Below are 18,372 nucleotides of genomic sequence, written 5' to 3'. Positions count from 1 at the left end.
TCAGTTTTATTGTATCTTTGCGGTCTTAACTTTTTTAATGGTAAATAATGAAGGAATTTCTACAACTAATGCGACGTTTTGTGTCGCCTTATAAGAAGTATATCGGCTGGGCTGTTTTGCTGAATATTTTGTCTGCTGTATTCAATGTATTCTCATTTACTTTTTTGATTCCTATCTTGAGTATTCTGTTTAAAACAGAAGGAGCGGATAAAGTGTACCATTTTATGGAATGGGGTAGTGGAGATTTAGCGGATGTTGCCAAGAATAACTTCTATTATTACATATCTCAGATGATCGTGGATAATGGTCCCACTATGGCTCTTATATTCTTGGGACTGTTCCTGATGGTAATGACATTGTTTAAAACTGGTTGTTACTTTGCTTCTTCAGCCGTGATGATTCCATTGCGTACAGGAGTGGTACGTGATATTCGTATTATGGTGTATGCTAAGGTTATGCGTCTGCCGATGTCTTTCTTTTCGGAAGAAAGAAAGGGAGATATTATAGCTCGTATGAGTGGTGATGTGGGGGAAGTGGAAAATTCCATCACTAGTTCATTGGATATGTTGATGAAAAGTCCAATTCTGATTATTATATATTTTGTGACATTGGTTACGGTTAGTTGGCAGTTGACACTCTTTACTATCGTTGTATTGCCGGGAATGGGTTGGCTGATGGGAGTAGTCGGAAGAAAACTGAAACGCCAGTCATTGGAGGCGCAGTCGAAATGGAGTGATACGATGTCGCAATTGGAAGAAACACTGGGAGGCTTGCGCATCATCAAGGCTTTTATTGCGGAAGATAAAATGATTAACCGCTTCACCAAATGTAGCAACGAGCTCCGGGATGCGACAAACAAGGTTGCCATACGTCAGGCTATGGCTCATCCGATGAGTGAGTTTTTAGGAACAATCCTGATTGTAGCCGTATTGTGGTTTGGAGGTACATTGATTTTGGGACAGAATGCAAGCATCGATGCTCCTACATTCATCTTCTATATGGTTATCTTATATAGTGTAATCAATCCGTTGAAAGACTTTGCTAAAGCTGGATACAACATTCCGAAAGGTTTGGCTTCCATGGAACGTGTTGATAAAATCCTGAAGGCAGAGAATAAGATTAAGGAAATTCCGAATCCGAAACCGTTGAAAGGTTTGTTTGATAAAATAGAATTTAAAGATATCTCTTTCAGCTATGATGGTAAGAGAGAGGTGCTGAAACATGTAAACCTGACAGTTCCTAAAGGGAAGACGATTGCACTGGTTGGACAATCGGGATCCGGTAAATCCACATTAGTCGATTTGTTGCCGCGTTATCACGATGTGCAGGAGGGTGATATTACCATTGACGGAACAAGTATTCGTGATGTACGTATTGCAGATTTGCGCAGTTTGATTGGTAATGTAAACCAGGAGGCTATTCTGTTTAATGATACATTCTTCAATAACATTGCTTTTGGTGTGGAGAATGCGACAATGGAACAAGTTGTAGAAGCGGCAAAGATAGCCAATGCGCATGATTTCATCATGGAGAAACCGGAAGGATATAATATGAATATCGGTGACCGTGGTGGAAAATTGTCCGGTGGCCAGCGCCAGCGTATCAGTATCGCGCGTGCTATTCTGAAGAATCCTCCGATTCTGATTCTTGATGAGGCTACTTCTGCTTTGGATACCGAATCAGAACGTCTTGTGCAGGAAGCGTTGGAACGTTTGATGAAAACACGTACGACGATTGCTATTGCCCACCGTCTTTCTACAATTAAGAATGCAGATGAAATCTGTGTGCTGTATGAGGGTGAGATTGTGGAACGTGGTAAGCATGAAGAACTCATTGAGTTAAACGGTTACTATAAACGTCTGCATGATATGCAGCAGTTGTAATTCTTGATATTGCAATGATATTATTAAGTTTTGATACGGAAGAATTTGATGTACCTCGTGAGCATGGTGTAGACTTTCCGCTGGATGAAGCAATGAAAGTGTCAGTCTATGGTACGAACCGGATACTGGACTGCCTGAAAAACAACGGGGTGAAAGCTACTTTCTTTTGTACAAGCAATTTTGCAGAAAATGCGCCGGAAGTGATGCGGCGCATTATGGACGAAGGACATGAAGTTGCTGCGCATGGATGTGACCATTGGCAGCCACAGGCTTCGGATGTCAGTCGTTCAAAAGAAATTCTGGAACGCCTCACCGGCAGGACGATACAAGGTTATCGCCAGCCGCGTATGTTCCCCGTATCAGATACGGAACTTGAACGGATGGGGTATGTATATAACTCCTCATTGAATCCCGCATTTATCCCCGGAAGATATATGCATTTGTCGGAGCCGCGTACCTGCTTTATGACGGGTAAGTTACTTCAAATCCCGGCTTCTGTAACTCCGTGGATTCGCTTCCCGCTATTTTGGTTGTCTTGTCATAATCTGCCGATGTGGCTGTATCAACTCCTGGTAAACCGGGTATTGAAGCATGACGGATATTTTGTGACTTATTTCCACCCGTGGGAATTCTACCCGTTGGGTGAACATCCTGAATTTAAGATGCCTTTTATTATCCGCAATCATTCCGGTAAGGGAATGGAGGAACGTCTGGATAGGCTGATCCGCAAACTGAAAGAAAAAGGATATGCTTTTATGACTTACTCGGAATTTGCACAGATAAAACTGGCTGAACTGAATAAACCGGACGAAAAATGATAAAATTGGCTATTGTATCCCCCTGCTATAATGAGGAGGAAGTGTTGGAAGATTCGGCCGCCCGTTTGACAGCCTTGTTTGATGAACTGGTGGCGAAAGAGAAGATCAGTGCCGACAGCTTTGTGCTCTTTGTGAATGATGGCAGTAAAGATCGTACATGGAGCATCATTAAGAAACTGCACGGGACGAATCCTTATATAAAAGGAATGAATCTGGCACGGAACGTAGGACATCAGTATGCAATCATGGCGGGTATGATGACCGCTAAAGACTGGAGTGATGCCGTTATTACCATGGATGCCGATTTGCAGGATGATCTGAATGCGATTGAGGAGATGATCGATGCCTATACGGAAGGATATGATGTAGTATATGGGGTGAAAGTATCCCGTCAGGCAGACCCGATGCTGAAACGTCTTTCCGCAACTGCTTTTTATAAACTACAGCACCGGATGGGAGTAGAGACTATCTACAATCATGCGGATTTTCGTTTTCTAAGCCGGAGAGTGCTGGAACAGTTGTCTCATTATCAGGAACGCAATGTCTATCTGCGTGGTATTATCCCGTTGCTCGGCTTCCCTTCTACTACGGTAGATGATGTGATCCGGGAACGGACAGCCGGAACTTCCAAATATACAGTGAGAAAGATGTTCAGTCTGGCTTTGGACGGGATAACCTCTTTCTCGGTAAAGCCTATTTACGGAATTGTTTATCTGGGAGGTATCTTTGTTTTTATCAGTATTTTGATTGGAATCTATGTTCTTTACGCATTGATTTCGGGTACTGCGGAACATGGCTGGGCTTCTTTGATGTTATCAATCTGGTTTGTAGGCGGAGTTGTTTTATTATCCATAGGAGCTGTCGGACTGTATATTGGCAAGATTTATAAAGAGGTAAAACGTCGTCCGCTCTATAACGTGGAAGAAGTGTTGTACGATGATCAGAATAAGTAAGGCTATACTTGAGAAGCATCCGGATTGGCGGGATAAGTTCTGGCAGTTTGTCCGTTTTGGAGTTGTCGGCACTATATCTTCGGCCATTCATTACGGCGTATATTGCCTGGTCTTGTTGGTTGCGAATGCCAATATCTCCTTTACGGCCGGTTATGCTGTGGGATTTGTCTGCAACTACTTCCTGACAACTTTCTTTACCTTTCGTTCCAAGCCATCCTCGCATAATGCGATTGGCTTTGGTTTTAGTCATCTGATTAATTACCTGCTTGAGATCGGTTTGCTGAATCTCTTCCTTTGGATAGGCGCGGGTGAACTGCTTGCACCGATACTGGTAATGATTATCGTGGTGCCTGTCAATTTCCTGATTCTTCATTTCGTTTATATCTATAAAGGGAGGAAATAACACTATTCAACCCCTTTTATTTAATTCATAAAAAGAAAAGGCTATTATGAAACGTTTTCTAAATCTTGTTGTATATATACTTGCCATACATGTTTCGGCTTTGCTGGTCGCAGGACTGTTTCGCCTGGTACTTTTCATCTCATCTTATCATCAGTTGACCTCTGAAGCCTTGTCGGATAAGACACTTTCGATGCTTGCTTTTGTGCATGGTGTCTGGTTTGACAATGTGATAGGCTGTTACATACTTCTGTTGCCTCTGGTAGTTGCAGTGGTGTGTGGAGTTTGCAACTATTATGGGAAAGCGTTGTTCCGTTTCTTTACGATCTTTTTCAGTGTCTTTTATGGATTGGTTTATTTAATCAGTGCGTCAGACATTCCTTATTTTGCCTATTTCTTTAAACATATCAATTCTTCCATATTCGAATGGTTCGGTTATGCGGGAACTACCGCCGGAATGATATTGGGTGAAAGTGCCTATTATCTGTCCATCGGATTATTTCTTCTCCTTCTGGGCGGATTCGTAGCTTGGCTTATCTATCTGGCGCGTTATTTCCATCATCGTAGCCTTACCATTTCCGCTCCGTTTCCTTATTGGAAGCGAGGAGGGGCGGTTCTGATCGGAGTCTGTTTAATTGGACTCTGCATTTTTGGAATCCGGGGACGTACAGGGTATAATCCGATCAAAGTGAGTGCGGCATATTTCTGTCAGGACGCTTTTCTCAATCAGCTGGGAGTAAGCCCTACCTTTAATCTGCTGACAAGCGTGATGGATGATATGCGGCCTGAAAATAAATACTTGCATCTGATGGATGAACAGGAAGCAATCACTAAGGCGCAGGCTCTGCTCAACCGGCCGGGGGAAGCGAATGTGTCACCGCTGGCTGTTTATAGGCATCCTTCGATGACGGATAGCGTACAACGGCACCGTCCTAATGTTGTATTGATTATGATGGAGTCTATGTCCTGCAAGTTTATGAAGCATTTCGGGCAATCGGAGACCTTGACTCCTTTCCTGGATAGCCTGTATACCCGTTCTATCAGTTTCCGCAATTTCTATTCCGCAGGAATCCATACGAACCACGGTTTGTATGCTACCTTGTATTCTTTTCCCGCTATGATGAAACGGAACCTGATGAAAGGCTCTGTCATTCCCCGCTATTCGGGACTGCCTACCGTATTGAAAGAAAACGGCTATTACAACCTTTTCTTTATGACGCATGAAGGGCAGTATGATAATATGAACGCTTTCTTCCGGACAAACGGCTATGATGAAGTGTTCTCACAAGAAAACTATCCGGCTGATAAGGTGGTGAATAGCTTTGGAGTGCAGGATGATTTCTTGTATGACTACGCAATTCCGGTATTGAATCAGCGGGCTGCTACCGGACAACCGTTTTTTGCTACGTTACTGTCCATCAGTAATCATCCGCCGTATGTGATACCTCCTTTCTTCCATCCGAAAACAAGTGAACCGGAGACGCAGATCGTTGAGTATGCGGATTGGGCTTTGCTCCAGTTCTTTGAAGAGGCGCGTAAACAACCCTGGTTTGATAATACGATATTCGTATTGGAAGGGGATCATGGCAAACTGGTGGGAGACGCCGAATGTGAATTGCCGGAGTCTTATAACCATATTCCGCTGATGATTTACTCCAGCCGTATTCAGCCGGAAGAGAAAACTACATTTGGCGGTCAGGTAGATATACAGCCAACGATATTAGGGTTGTTGAATATTGATTATTTACAGAATAATTTTGGGGTAGACTTGTTGAAGGAAGAACGTCCCTGTATGTTCTATACTGCTGACAATATGGTGGTGGGACGCAATGATACGTTACTCTATCTTTATAATTACGAGACTCAGCAGGAACTTACTTATCATATAGGTAACGGCAAATTGAATGCTGTTCCGATGGATGATAGCTTTTTGCCTTTGAAAGAATATAGTTTTTCCATGCTCCAATCGGCGGAGTTCCTTGTGAAGCATGGAAAAACGCTTAATTCTATACCTTTCACTCAACAATAGGAGTAGTCGTTTCGGTATTTTCAGGCTGTTGTTTTTTAACGAACTTGTATACCTTGGCTATTTGCCGGAGTACTCGTTTGGGAGATTCATACACCTGCTCAAACTGATACCCTTCTTTCTCGAATTCGGGAAGATATTTCTCTGCATCATTCGTGCCGATTAACAAGAAACCTTCCGAAGGACGTTTCCGGTAGAAGTTGTCGAGACGGTTGCGCAGATAGAAGTTGAGTTCGAAGTAATGTACGGGGTCACCTGCTGCATGCAGACTTTCTTCAATGAACTCATACATAGTCCCTTCGTTTTCCGGCGCAACCTTTTCTATTTCTGCAGCGATGAATTTCACCGATTTCGAATTTAATGCCGCCGGTTGGTAAGCACCGTCCAGTGCAAGGTATAATCCCATTGTTAGCACAACGAGGGCATACAGGAAGCGGTTGCTTAATGCATTTTTCCGTTGATAGAACCACCAGTAGATACCGAGAATGGTAGGAATGGCAATCAGTATCAAGGCTCTTGCTCCGTTGATATTCTGTATGGCACGCATGAAATTAATGTTGTCTTGTGCGTGGCGACCGTGGAAAATCGTTTCGGGGATGAGTCCGCATTTTAATACGATGAAGCAGGTGAACAGTAACAGGCTGATTACTGCAAGAATACTTCCGTATACCTTGATGACTTTGGATTGCTTCTTAACCAGATAGAATAGATATTTGGCAAGGAAATAAGCAATGAAAGGATAGATCGGCATCAGATATACACTACGTTTGCTCTGCGGGATACAGTAGAAGACGAAGATTACGACGATGCTGGTGAAAGAGAATAAATCCACCGGGTCCATATTCTTTATCCATGTGGTGAAACGTTTCCACCACGCGGCAGGTTGGATGCTGAATTTATGGTAAGTCAGGCTGAACAGGGAGAGCACGACTAACAGTGTCCAGGGAACGTATCCGGCAAACAAGGTCACAAAATTATAATGCCAGGGGTTCACACATGAATCATAACTCATGGTATTGGTCATACGACCGAGATTTTCTTCCATAACCAATGCCAGAAATTCTTCTCCGCCTTGTTGGTAAGCAGCGACATACCAGCAGAAAGGCAGGATGAGTGAAAGAATGGCCCAAGCGGAAAGTAACAGGAATGCTTTGAAGAAGTTGACACCCCGGAGTAATAAAAAGATGCCTACAACCAAACATGGAATGATAGTACCTACCGGCCCTTTAGTCAGTGTGCCGCAACTCATCAGGAGAATGGCCAGCCAGGGAATACCTTTAAGCCCCTTCTCATACCATTTGTAGAGACAATAAAGAGCGCCAACGGTGAGAGCTGTCAATACCATGTCTACCCGGCAGTTTGCTCCGGCCCGATGCAGTTCAAAATTAGTCAGGGTAATAAAGGCGGCTAACAGCGCCAGTTCCACTCCTTTTCTTTTGGCAAAGAACAGAAAGCCGCAGAGAGTCATGGCAATCAAGGCGATGGCAGACGGCAAGCGGGAGGTCATTTCTGTGACTTGCCCTCCGTTTACTGCTGCCGAGACAGCAGCAATGCTCCAGTGGAAGAAAGGCGGTTTGTAAGCCATTTCTCCTCCGTTGTTTCTGGGTAAAATCCAGTTCCCGCTATCCAGCATGGAGTAGGAGACGATAGATTCGCGAGGCTCCCCTTTGGTGTGGTACTCCGATAAACCGAGGAAAGGCAGGATGGTAACTACGCAAATGACTAGTAACAGCCAGAAAGCTTTGCTTGAAGTCAATGTTTTCATCTTTTTCTTATATTGAAATTTATGTTCTTTTATTTTCTGCCGAAGTCGGCCGGAATCTCTCCCCATTCTTTGGTTTCCCATTTCAGGATACGAGTAGTATACGTGTTTCCTTGCAACCATTTCTCCGCCCGTTCAATTAGTAGAAACAGTTCTTCTGTTTCCGGAGTCCGGGGAAGTTTGGTCTTGCACTTTTTCTGTCGCACCCAGCTGATGGCATTCACGCTGTCGCTGTAAATGGGCATATCGAAACCTTTCTTCTTCAACAAAGCCAAGCCGTGTACGATGGCTAGAAACTCACCGATATTATTTGTTCCCTTCATCGGGCCGAAATGAAAAATCTCCTGACGGCTGGCAATGTGTACGCCGCGATATTCCATCGGTCCCGGATTACCGCTACAGGCCGCATCGACAGCCAGGCTATTGTCGATCACACAAGAAGGTAAAGTATCTGAAGAAGGTTTGGGACCTCCTGATTTAGCCTTTGCGTTCTTGCCGATATAAGCATAGGGAGACATTGTCAACGCGCGTTCCGCTTCTTCGCGCGTGTCAAATGATTTGTATTTGGCAGCTTCATATCCTTTGATTTGAAGTTGGCAGTCTGTCCAGGAAGTATAAACTCCGGGTGTGACACCTTCCCATACTACATAAAATTTCTGTTTAGCCATTTTTTCCGACGATAATTTTAGATAGTCAATGAATTGACGCTGCGAAGGTACAAATATATTCTCTAACTGAACAAGTTAGGGGGGCTACTTGTTATAAAAAAAAGAGAGTTTTAAGAATATAAAATAAGAAAGGAACCATGATGGAAAGATCTTTTAGTGAAGCTTTGAAACAACGTCGAACTTACTATTCAATTACTAATCAGTCTCCTATATCCGATCAGGAGATCGAATGTATCGTTAATATGACTGTGCGCCACGTGCCGTCGGCATTCAATTCGCAATCTACCCGTGTGGTACTTCTATTGGGAGAATCGCATCAGAAATTGTGGCAGATCGTGAAGGATGCATTGAAGAAGATTGTGCCGGCCGAAGCGTTTGTCAAGACAGAAGAGAAGATAGATCATTCGTTTGCCTGTGGTTATGGCACTGTGTTGTTTTTTGAGGATCAGAAGGTTGTGAAAGGGCTTCAGGAGGCTTTCCCGTCTTATCAGGAGAATTTCCCGGGATGGTCATTGCAGACTTCTGCCATGCACCAGTTAGCTATCTGGGTAATGCTTGAAGATGTAGGTTTCGGAGCATCGCTACAACACTATAACCCGTTGATTGATGAAGAAGTGCGCCGTGCATGGGATTTGCCGGAACATTGGCATCTGATTGCGGAAATGCCGTTCGGACTTCCTGTCGGCAAACCGGGTGAAAAAGAATTCCAGCCGCTTGAAGAACGGGTGAGAATCTTTAAATAAATCGGAAATAAAGAAGGAATAATGAAGAATTGGATGACATAATGGCTAAAATTCTTTATTCTTCATTCTTCATTCTTCATTAAATGATTAATTTTGTGAGCAAAATTAATCATTTATGGTTCGTATCTTCCTTACCGGCTATATGGGTGCCGGAAAAACGACGTTGGGTAAGGCTTTTGCCCGGCATATGGATATACCGTTCATTGATCTGGACTGGTATATTGAAGAGCGTTTTCACAAAACCGTTGGAGAATTATTCATTGAACGAGGCGAAACAGGATTCAGGGAGCTGGAGAGAAATATGCTCCATGAAGTAGCCGAGTTTGAGAATGTGGTAATCTCGACGGGAGGTGGAGCGCCTTGTTTTTATGATAATATGGAGTTTATGAACCGGACCGGAAAGACGGTTTTTCTCGATGTGCATCCGGATGTGCTTTTCAGGCGTTTGCGTGTGGCTAAGCAGCAACGTCCTATTCTTCAAGGGAAAGAGGATGAAGAACTGAAAGCGTTCATTATTCAGGCACTGGAGAAGCGGGCTCCTTTTTATCACCAGGCTCAATATATCTTTAATGCAGACGAATTGGAAGACCGTTGGCAGATTGAAACATCGGTGCAACGGTTACGACAACTTTTGGGATTATAAAATAGGCACGGATTACACGGATTTCACGGTTCCTCTAAATATCTGTATGATAGAGTAACAGTGCAGTCCGCGTAATCCGTGCCTAAATAGTATATCAGTCTTATCTTTTTTAAGACTCTTGTTTGTGCATTCGGTCAATATTTGTACCTTGCACTCGTTATGAGATTTTTATTGACTAGTGACACAAAATTAAGGTAAAGTCTATATCATGAAAACTTTAAAAGAGAAATTTGGGGAGTTATCCGCTAAAATTAAAGCATCCGGACAACCTGCAAGGGTATGGTTTCCGCAGTATACACCGGCTTCATTATTAAGTGCGGAAAACTGGTGGGAAGCATTGGCTGTATGTGAATATGCTTTGGACACAAAAGAAGACGAGAAATTAACAGAAGATTTTTTTGAACTGATATTCAGTGCTTTTGACTGTAACGTAGAGGTCGGTCTCAATGCGGAAGAATATGAATTCTGGTGGGAAAAGGTGATGCAGGTATGCGACCGTGTAGCAGAGTTTAGCGGTGCGGGATGGGCGCAGAAAGGTGCACAATATTCTGAAGCCCGTTATGGAAAGCGGGATATGAGTTATTTGTTTCCATACTACGAGAAAGCTGCCGATATGGGGTGGGCTGAAGCGGAAGCAACTGTTGCCTATTGGCGATACATGGGATTTTATTGTGAACAAGATAAAGGAGAGGGGGAACGGCGTTTTGCCGCTCTCACTTCTCCCGAAGCTATTTGGTGGGGAAAGCATTATCGTGCTTTTGTCGAAGAATTTACAGGAGATAAAGCAAAGGCATTACAGATACGGAATGACCTGCTTGCCGAACTGCCTGAAGGTGAACGTTTGCGTGCTCATGTATATGCGTCGTTGGGAGATGCGCTCGACAGGGCGGAAGGTAACGTGGCAGAGGAAGCTGCTTACTACGAAAAAGCTCTGGAAATTGTTCCCAATCTTTATAGTCTTAAAAATCTGGCTACGCTTTATTTCCGTTATCCGGAACTGAATAAACCGAAAGAACTGAGCTTCGAACTTTGGGAAAAGGCCTGGCATGCCGGTGTGTGGTCTGCCGCCAATTTCCTGGGATATAACTATCAGGAAGAGGAATGGCTGGATATGCCTAAGGCGATTGAGTGGCTGGAAAAGGGCATGCTTTATTGTGAACCATACAGTGCGTATGAACTGTCATTGATCTACCTGTATAATGATGAATATAAGGACGTGGAACGTGGACTGATGTGCCTGAACCGCTGCGTGGAGGATGATTACATACAAGGTATCGAAGGACTGGCCAATATCTATTTCAACGGTGATTTGGTGCCGGAAGACATGAATCGCGCGAAAGAGTTGTTGGAGAAAGCCATTGAATTGGGTTCGGGAAGTGCAGCTTATCGTTTGGGCTGGATGTATGAACGTGGCTTCTTGTCTGAAGAACCGGATTATGTGAAGGCATTGGAGTATTATGAAAAGGCGGCTTCGCTGAATAATGCCGATGGGTATTGCCGTGTGGCTCTTTATCTGGCTAATGGATATAGTGGTGTGAAGGACCCTGTAAAATCAAGGGAATATTATGAAAAAGCGGCCGAACTGGGTGCTTGCTTTGCCCTTGTGGAACTGGCATTCTTATATGAGAATGGCGATGGAGTGGAGAAGAACTATGAAAAGTCTTTTGAACTGATTAGCAAGGCGGCCGAACAGGGTTATCCTTATGCAATGTTCCGTGTAGGACTTTATATGGAAAAGGGTGTTCTTGGCGAAGTGAAACCGGAAGAGGCTTTCGCTTGGTATACAAAGGCGGCTGAAGCGGACGATAATGATGCGATCTTTGCTTTGGGACGTTGCTATAGAGAAGGTATCGGGACGGAAGAAAACTGGGATAAGGCACTCGAATGGTTTAGTAAAGGGGCGGAAAAGAATGAAGCCCGTTGTCTGACCGAATTGGGGATGGCTTATGAGAACGGCAATGGCGTGGAAGAGAATCCTCAAAAGGCAGTGGAATATATGATGAAGGCTGCCGAGCAGGACTATGGTTATGCGCAGTTTAAGATGGGAGATTATTATTTCTTCGGTTGCGGTCCCTGTCTGGAAGATAATAAAACGGCTGTGGAATGGTATGACAAGGCGGTGGCTAATGAGATTCCGATGGCTATGTTGCGTATGGGTGAGTATTATCTGTATGATTATGACAACCTGAATGAGTCGGAAAAGGCTTTTGCTTATTTCAAGAAAGCTGCCGAGTATGAATGGTACAGTGAAGGACTGGGTATCTGTTATGAAATGGGTATCGGAGTGGAAGATAATGAAACGGAGGCTTTTAAATATTATACACTGGCTGCGGATAATGGGAATACGATGAGTATGTATCGTACCGGACTTTGCTATTATAACGGAGTAGGTGTGAAGCAGAATTATGCCGAAGCTTATCGCTGGTTTACGGATGCGGCGGGGCATGAGAATATCGCTGCGACTTATTATCTGGGTAAGATGATGATGTATGGCGAAGGTTGTAACCCTGATCCGGAAGCTGCGGTGCAATGGTTGCTGAAAGCTGCCGAGAAAAACAACGATAAAGCACAATTTGAACTTGGAAATGCCTATCTGACAGGAAATGGTGTGGAAGAAAACGATGAAATAGCCATGGAGTGGTTCGAAAAGGCCGCAGAGAATGGCAATGAGAAAGCTCTTAAAATCACCGGAAGGAGGAGGAAGTAGAAGAGGAACATGGAAAAAGAAGGAAATAATCTGTTTCAGGTCAATCTTAAAGGTATGATTGCCCTGTTATCAGAGCACATTTATAGTAATCCGAATACTTTTGTTCGCGAACTGTTGCAGAATTGTGTAGATGCCATCACGGCACTACGCAATATTGACGAGAATTACAAAGGTCGCATCGATGTCTTTCTGAATGAGGACAAGACAGTGGTATTCCGGGATAATGGTATCGGACTGAAAGAGGAGGAAGTTTATCGTTTTCTGACTGTTATCGGGGAGAGTTCAAAGCGGGATACTCCCGATGCGGACGATTTTATCGGAAGGTTCGGTATCGGATTGTTGTCTTGTTTTGTGGTGACTAATGAAATCACCGTAGAGAGCCGTTCGGCAATGGGCGGACAACCTGTTTGCTGGTGTGGAAAAGTGGATGGGACGTATCAGCTGACTTTATCAGACGAAGAACGGCCCATCGGGTCGCAGGTGGTATTGCACCCGAAAGGAGACTGGATGCATCTTTTTGAATATGAAACGTTTAAGAAGATACTGGTGAGTTACGGGGAAGTGTTGCCGTATCCTATCTATCTGCATTATCAGGGGGAGGAGGAGTTGGTAAATACGCCTTCACCTGTATGGCTTGACCCGAAGGCGACTCGTAAGGAGTTGCTGGATTATGGGGCGAAAGTGTTTCAGTCGTCTGCTCTCGATGCTTTCCGGATCTATACTGAAAGCGGCAAAGTGGAAGGGGTGCTTTATGTCCTGCCTTTCCGTACGCAATTTTCAGTGCGCAACTCTCATAAGGTCTATCTCAAGCGTATGCTGTTGAGCGAGGATGATTGCAATCTGTTGCCGTCGTGGGCTTTTTTTATCCGTTGTCTGGTGAATGCGGACGGGTTGCTGTCTACTGCTTCCCGGGAGTCTTTGGTGAGTAATGACCAGCTGAAGGATGCCCGAAAAGAAATCGGGGTGGCTATCAAGGATTATCTGCGGGGATTGGTGCAGAATGACCGTGCCATGTTCAACCGGATTCTGGATGTTCATCACTTTCATATCAAGGCGATTGCTTCGGAGGATAATGAATTGCTCCGTTTGTTTATGGATTACCTTCCTTTTGAAACCAATAAGGGGTTGCGTAGCTTTGGAAATATTCGTTCGGCAAGCAATGTGATATGTTATACCAAGAATCTGGAGGATTTCCGGCAAGTGCGGCGTATAGCCGGAGCACAGGGTTGGCTGGTCGTGAATGCTGCTTATACGTTTGATGAAACTTTGTTGAAAAAGTATGTCCGTCTGAATCCGGAACTTACTTTGGATGAAATATCTCCTTCACGGTTGCTGGAGCAGTTTGGTGAAGTGGAGGCGAACCAGGAATCTCAGGCTTTTGAGGTGAAAGCGAACGAACTGTTGAAACGGTTTGGCTGTATCTGTCGTCTGAAGCATTTTACTCCGGTAGATATTCCGGTTATTTTTGTGGCGGAGGAAAAGGAGAATGCCGCTAAAAGTGCTAATAACCCGTTGGCGGCTGTGTTGGGGGCTGTGAATACTGCAAAGCAGATTCCGCCGACACTCACTTTCAATGCGGATAATGAAATGGTGCAGACCTTATTGCAAATACAAGGAGACAATAAACTGTTCCGGCATGTGGTGCATATATTGTATGTACAGTCGCTTCTGCAAGGTAAATATCCGGTAAACAGCGAAGAAATGGAGCTTTTCAACCATTCGCTAAGTGAACTGATGACTTCGAAAATGAATGATTTTATAAATTTCCTGAATTAAAGAAAGAGAATGAGATACACACTTGAAATACAAAAATTGCTGTTGCAGACACAGAATAAGAACCTGCATCCCCGCGAAAAAGCCAATCTGTTGAAAGAAGCCATCCGTATCGCTGATGAGAACGAAGATGTGGAATGGGCTACGGAGATGAGACTGGATCTTATTTATGAACTGAATCTTCTCTCGGCGGATGCTGAGGAGATTACCGTGTTCTCTAAAATTCTGGATGATTACGAGAATCACAAGGATGTGATCAAGGAAGATGACTTGTTGTGGAAATATAAGTGGATATGGGCTTGTACGTTCGATCTTCCGGAGATTCCGATGGAACAGGTGCAGGCAGTCGGGGAGGATTATAAGAAACGTATCCTCCGGAACGGATATTCTTTGCGGAGTTATTATCACCGCTGGTCTGTGGAATGTGTCTGGATGCGGCAGTATGACAAGGCGAAAGAATACATTGATAAAATGTTGAATGAGAAAATAGACGATCAGTCGTGTGAGGCTTGTGAATTGAACTTTATGCTGGATTATTATCTGGAAACAGGACAGTTTGATGAGGCTTACAGCCGCGCGCAACCGTTGATTAATAAGCAGGTCACTTGTTATGAGGCTAATCTGCGGGCCTACTTGAAGCTTTCTTATTATGCGCAGAAAGCAGGTAAACCGGAAATTGCCGCTGATATGTGTGCACGTGCCGAAGAAGCGTTGGTAGGAAGGGAGAAGGATGAATATCTTTTGCTCTATCTGGGATTGTTTATTGCCTATTATATGATGACGAAGCCGGAAAGGGCTTGGGAATATGTCGAACGGTGTATCGGTTGGAGTTTGCGTACGAATACGTTGAAGAGTTATCGTTTCTCCTGTGATATGGTAGAGGCTTTGAAGTATGAAACTCGTCCGGAAGTCTCGTTGTCTTTGCCGGAAGAGTTTCCTCTTTATCGTCCGGATGGAATTTATCAGGTAAACGAACTTCGCAATTATTTCTATCAACAGGCAGAGGAGCTGGCACATCGCTATGACGCCCGTAACGGAAATAGTGGTTATCTGGACCGTTTGAAAGATTTAATGTCTAATTAATTGCCAACATGTAGATTAATCCGTATTTTTGCCGTCCAATTATTTACTAAAAACACTGAATAACAGAAAATGAGAAAGTGGCGTATTGAAGATTCTGAGGAACTCTACAACATCACAGGTTGGGGCACCTCGTACTTTGGTATTAATGACAAGGGTCATGTTGTTGTTACACCTCGTAGAGACGGGGTGTCTGTCGATTTGAAAGAACTGGTCGATGAGTTACAATTGCGTGATGTGGCAGCTCCCATGCTGGTGCGTTTTCCGGATATTTTGGACAACCGTATTGAGAAGATGTCGTCCTGCTTTAAACAGGCAGCCGAGGAGTATGGTTATAAAGCCGAGAACTTTATTATCTATCCGATTAAAGTCAACCAGATGCGCCCCGTGGTGGAAGAGATTATCAGCCATGGAAAGAAGTTCAATCTCGGACTGGAAGCCGGTTCCAAACCGGAACTCCATGCGGTGATTGCTGTCAATACGGATTCTGACTCATTAATTGTATGTAACGGATATAAAGACGAAAGCTATATTGAACTGGCTTTGCTTGCCCAGAAAATGGGTAAACGTATTTTCCTCGTTGTAGAGAAGATGAACGAACTGAAGCTGATTGCAAAGATGGCAAAACAGCTGAATGTGCAGCCTAACATCGGCATACGTATCAAACTCGCTTCTTCCGGGAGCGGAAAGTGGGAAGAGTCGGGAGGGGATGCCAGCAAATTCGGCTTGACTTCCAGTGAACTTCTCGAAGCGCTCGACTTTCTGGATAGCAAAGGGCTGAAGGATTGTCTGAAACTGATTCATTTCCATATCGGCAGTCAAGTGACAAAGATACGTCGTATCAAAACGGCTTTGCGTGAGGCTTCACAATTCTATGTGCAGCTGCATTCGATGGGATTCAACGTCGAATTTGTCGATATTGGTGGTGGACTGGGAGTGGATTATGACGGAACCCGTTCGTCTAATAGTGAAGGTAGCGTGAATTATTCCATTCAGGAATATGTAAACGACTCTATTTCTACTCTGGTGGACGTGAGCGATAAAAATGGCATCCCACACCCGAATATCATAACGGAGAGTGGACGTGCACTGACGGCACATCATTCCGTTCTTATCTTTGAGGTACTTGAAACTGCTACCTTGCCCGAATGGGATGACGAGGAAGAGATTGCTCCGGATGCTCATGAACTGGTGCAGGAACTGTACGGTATCTGGGATACACTGAATCAGAACAAGATGTTGGAAGCATGGCATGATGCGCAGCAGATCAGGGAGGAAGCGCTGGACTTGTTCAGTCATGGAATCGTAGATCTGAAAACCCGTGCACAAATAGAGCGTCTGTATTGGTCTATTACGCGTGAGATTAATCAGATTGCCGGTGGTTTGAAGCACGCGCCCGATGAATTCCGCGGACTGTCTAAATTGCTTGCCGATAAATATTTCTGTAACTTCTCGCTCTTTCAGTCGCTTCCCGACTCTTGGGCGATCGACCAGATATTCCCGATCATGCCTATCCAGCGACTGGATGAGAAACCGGAACGTTCGGCTACTTTGCAGGATATTACCTGTGATTCGGACGGTAAAATTGCTAATTTTATTTCTACCCGTAACGTTTCCCATTATCTGCCCGTACATACACTGAAAAAAACGGAGCCCTACTATGTAGCTGTGTTCCTGGTCGGTGCTTATCAGGAGATTCTGGGAGATATGCACAATTTGTTCGGTGATACGAATGCCGTGCATGTTTCGGTGAATGAGAAAGGATATAATATCGAACAGATTATTGACGGAGAAACGGTAGCGGAGGTGTTGGACTATGTACAGTACAATCCGAAGAAACTGGTACGTACACTCGAAACCTGGGTGACGAAGTCTGTGAAAGAGGGAAAGATTTCTTTGGAAGAAGGAAAAGAATTCCTCTCCAACTATCGTTCAGGGCTTTACGGATATACTTATTTGGAATAGATAAGTAGGCACGGATTACACGGATTTCACGGTTTTAGTTGTGTGAGAACGTAAAGCAACCGTGAAATTATGCGAAGCCACCGTGAAATCCGTGTAATCCGTGCCTAAAAATAAGAATAGGAAATGAGAGAAAAACTAACAGTTATTAAGGTGGGTGGCAAAATCGTAGAAGAGGAAGCCACCCTTCGTCAGTTGTTAAATGACTTTGCCGCTATCGCTGGGCATAAAGTATTGGTTCACGGCGGCGGCCGTTCGGCTACAAAGATTGCCGCACAACTGGGTATTGAAAGCAAAATGGTAAATGGTCGTCGGATTACCGATGCCGAAACCTTGAAGGTCGTAACGATGGTATACGGCGGATTAGTGAATAAAAATATTGTGGCAGGCCTGCAAGCGCGCGGAGTCAATGCACTCGGATTGACCGGAGCGGATATGAACGTGATCCGTTCGGTGAAACGCCCGGTGAAAGAGGTGGACTATGGTTTTGTGGGTGATGTGGAAAAGGTGGATGCTACTTTGTTGTCGGATTTGATACATAAGGGAGTGGTTCCGGTAATGGCTCCATTGACACATGACGGACACGGTAATATGCTGAACACGAATGCAGATACCATTGCCGGGGAGACAGCGAAAGCGTTGTCCACGCTGTTTGATGTGACATTGGTATATTGTTTTGAGAAGAAAGGCGTGTTGCGTGACGAGAATGATGATGACAGTGTGATTCCCCAAATCACCCGTGCCGAATTTGAACAATATGTAGCTGATGGCGTTATTCAGGGAGGTATGATTCCCAAGTTGGAGAATTCTTTTGAAGCAATAAATGCAGGAGTCTCTGAAGTGGTAATCACTTTAGCATCAGCGATTAACGATACTGGTGGAACAAGAATAAAAAAATAATTCAAAAAAAAGTAGTGGGCGACTGTAACTTTTCATATCCTAGCCCGTCATTAT

Annotated in this window: 14 protein-coding genes; 12 read left to right on the top strand and 2 right to left on the bottom strand. The window is 44.2% G+C overall.

Features of this window, described 5'->3' with window-relative positions:
- Positions 1 to 47 precede the first annotated feature (47 nt).
- Genes I2I13_RS04665 through I2I13_RS04645 form a run of 5 tightly spaced genes read left to right on the top strand, consistent with a single transcriptional unit; the run spans position 48 to position 6,083 of the window.
- Entirely contained in the window at positions 48 to 1,883 is a 1,836-nt protein-coding gene (locus tag I2I13_RS04665; protein WP_148364182.1) for an ABC transporter ATP-binding protein, read from the top strand.
- A 14-nt stretch (positions 1,884 to 1,897) separates the two neighbouring features.
- Complete coding sequence (locus I2I13_RS04660; protein WP_148364181.1) at positions 1,898 to 2,701, top strand: polysaccharide deacetylase family protein; 804 nt, start codon at positions 1,898 to 1,900, stop codon at positions 2,699 to 2,701.
- Complete coding sequence (locus I2I13_RS04655; protein ID WP_148364180.1) at positions 2,698 to 3,654, top strand: glycosyltransferase family 2 protein; 957 nt, start codon at positions 2,698 to 2,700, stop codon at positions 3,652 to 3,654. Before I2I13_RS04660 ends, I2I13_RS04655 begins: the two co-directional genes overlap by 4 nt.
- Positions 3,638 to 4,057 (top strand): GtrA family protein, encoded by a 420-nt coding sequence (locus tag I2I13_RS04650; RefSeq protein WP_148364179.1) that lies wholly within the window; start codon positions 3,638 to 3,640, stop codon positions 4,055 to 4,057. Before I2I13_RS04655 ends, I2I13_RS04650 begins: the two co-directional genes overlap by 17 nt.
- A gap of 46 nt (positions 4,058 to 4,103) precedes the next feature.
- The gene (locus I2I13_RS04645; protein WP_195648918.1) at positions 4,104 to 6,083 is read left to right on the top strand and encodes an LTA synthase family protein; all 1,980 of its coding nucleotides are present in this window, start codon (positions 4,104 to 4,106) and stop codon (positions 6,081 to 6,083) included.
- Here the strand turns inward: I2I13_RS04645 and I2I13_RS04640 are convergent.
- Both I2I13_RS04640 and I2I13_RS04635 read right to left on the bottom strand, forming a co-directional pair.
- Complete coding sequence (locus tag I2I13_RS04640; protein ID WP_148364177.1) at positions 6,070 to 7,845, bottom strand: glycosyltransferase family 39 protein; 1,776 nt, start codon at positions 7,843 to 7,845, stop codon at positions 6,070 to 6,072. The two genes, I2I13_RS04645 and I2I13_RS04640, sit on opposite strands and share 14 nt — an antisense overlap.
- 29 nt (positions 7,846 to 7,874) lie before the next feature.
- On the bottom strand, positions 7,875 to 8,510 hold the full coding sequence (locus I2I13_RS04635) for a viroplasmin family protein (RefSeq protein WP_148364176.1): 636 nt from the start codon (positions 8,508 to 8,510) through the stop codon (positions 7,875 to 7,877).
- Positions 8,511 to 8,650: 140 nt separating this feature from the next.
- On the opposite strand from I2I13_RS04635, the gene I2I13_RS04630 reads away from it, so the two are divergent.
- The 7 genes from I2I13_RS04630 (at position 8,651) to argB (ending at position 18,318) form a co-directional block, all read left to right on the top strand.
- On the top strand, positions 8,651 to 9,253 hold the full coding sequence (locus tag I2I13_RS04630) for a nitroreductase family protein (RefSeq protein ID WP_148364260.1): 603 nt from the start codon (positions 8,651 to 8,653) through the stop codon (positions 9,251 to 9,253).
- Between the two features lie 115 nt (positions 9,254 to 9,368).
- Positions 9,369 to 9,896 carry a shikimate kinase gene (locus tag I2I13_RS04625; protein WP_074558244.1) on the top strand — a complete coding sequence of 176 codons (528 nt, stop codon included), beginning with the start codon at positions 9,369 to 9,371 and terminating at the stop codon, positions 9,894 to 9,896.
- A gap of 208 nt (positions 9,897 to 10,104) precedes the next feature.
- Positions 10,105 to 12,603, top strand: coding sequence for an SEL1-like repeat protein (locus tag I2I13_RS04620; RefSeq protein WP_195648917.1), 2,499 nt, complete (start codon positions 10,105 to 10,107; stop codon positions 12,601 to 12,603).
- Positions 12,604 to 12,612: 9 nt separating this feature from the next.
- Positions 12,613 to 14,379 (top strand): HSP90 family protein, encoded by a 1,767-nt coding sequence (locus I2I13_RS04615; protein WP_148364174.1) that lies wholly within the window; start codon positions 12,613 to 12,615, stop codon positions 14,377 to 14,379.
- Between the two features lie 9 nt (positions 14,380 to 14,388).
- Positions 14,389 to 15,459 carry a hypothetical protein gene (locus I2I13_RS04610; RefSeq protein WP_074638725.1) on the top strand — a complete coding sequence of 357 codons (1,071 nt, stop codon included), beginning with the start codon at positions 14,389 to 14,391 and terminating at the stop codon, positions 15,457 to 15,459.
- 69 nt (positions 15,460 to 15,528) lie between these two features.
- Positions 15,529 to 17,421: a biosynthetic arginine decarboxylase gene (gene speA, locus I2I13_RS04605; RefSeq protein ID WP_074558252.1), complete on the top strand. Its 1,893-nt coding sequence runs from the start codon at positions 15,529 to 15,531 to the stop codon at positions 17,419 to 17,421.
- A gap of 123 nt (positions 17,422 to 17,544) precedes the next feature.
- Positions 17,545 to 18,318 carry an acetylglutamate kinase gene (argB, locus tag I2I13_RS04600; RefSeq protein ID WP_148364172.1) on the top strand — a complete coding sequence of 258 codons (774 nt, stop codon included), beginning with the start codon at positions 17,545 to 17,547 and terminating at the stop codon, positions 18,316 to 18,318.
- The last annotated feature ends 54 nt before the right edge of the window (positions 18,319 to 18,372 follow it).

Origin of the sequence: Bacteroides sp. D55t1_190419_B8, from assembly GCF_015558905.1 — a bacterium.
GTDB lineage: Bacteria > Bacteroidota > Bacteroidia > Bacteroidales > Bacteroidaceae > Bacteroides > Bacteroides vicugnae.
The sequence above is the reverse complement of the archived record's forward strand: the minus strand, read 5'-3'. Positions and strand labels throughout refer to the sequence as shown.

Excerpts from the sequence above, each read along its gene's own strand:
- I2I13_RS04665 (WP_148364182.1), top strand. The coding sequence starts at position 48 with ATGAAGGAATTTCTACAACTAATGCGACGTTTTGTGTCGCCTTATAAG.
- I2I13_RS04660 (WP_148364181.1), top strand. The coding sequence starts at position 1,898 with ATGATATTATTAAGTTTTGATACGGAAGAATTTGATGTACCTCGTGAG.
- I2I13_RS04655 (WP_148364180.1), top strand. The coding sequence starts at position 2,698 with ATGATAAAATTGGCTATTGTATCCCCCTGCTATAATGAGGAGGAAGTG.
- I2I13_RS04650 (WP_148364179.1), top strand. The coding sequence starts at position 3,638 with ATGATCAGAATAAGTAAGGCTATACTTGAGAAGCATCCGGATTGGCGG.
- I2I13_RS04645 (WP_195648918.1), top strand. The coding sequence starts at position 4,104 with ATGAAACGTTTTCTAAATCTTGTTGTATATATACTTGCCATACATGTT.
- I2I13_RS04640 (WP_148364177.1), bottom strand. The coding sequence starts at position 7,845 with ATGAAAACATTGACTTCAAGCAAAGCTTTCTGGCTGTTACTAGTCATT.
- I2I13_RS04635 (WP_148364176.1), bottom strand. The coding sequence starts at position 8,510 with ATGGCTAAACAGAAATTTTATGTAGTATGGGAAGGTGTCACACCCGGA.
- I2I13_RS04630 (WP_148364260.1), top strand. The coding sequence starts at position 8,651 with ATGGAAAGATCTTTTAGTGAAGCTTTGAAACAACGTCGAACTTACTAT.
- I2I13_RS04625 (WP_074558244.1), top strand. The coding sequence starts at position 9,369 with ATGGTTCGTATCTTCCTTACCGGCTATATGGGTGCCGGAAAAACGACG.
- I2I13_RS04620 (WP_195648917.1), top strand. The coding sequence starts at position 10,105 with ATGAAAACTTTAAAAGAGAAATTTGGGGAGTTATCCGCTAAAATTAAA.
- I2I13_RS04615 (WP_148364174.1), top strand. The coding sequence starts at position 12,613 with ATGGAAAAAGAAGGAAATAATCTGTTTCAGGTCAATCTTAAAGGTATG.
- I2I13_RS04610 (WP_074638725.1), top strand. The coding sequence starts at position 14,389 with ATGAGATACACACTTGAAATACAAAAATTGCTGTTGCAGACACAGAAT.
- speA (WP_074558252.1), top strand. The coding sequence starts at position 15,529 with ATGAGAAAGTGGCGTATTGAAGATTCTGAGGAACTCTACAACATCACA.
- argB (WP_148364172.1), top strand. The coding sequence starts at position 17,545 with ATGAGAGAAAAACTAACAGTTATTAAGGTGGGTGGCAAAATCGTAGAA.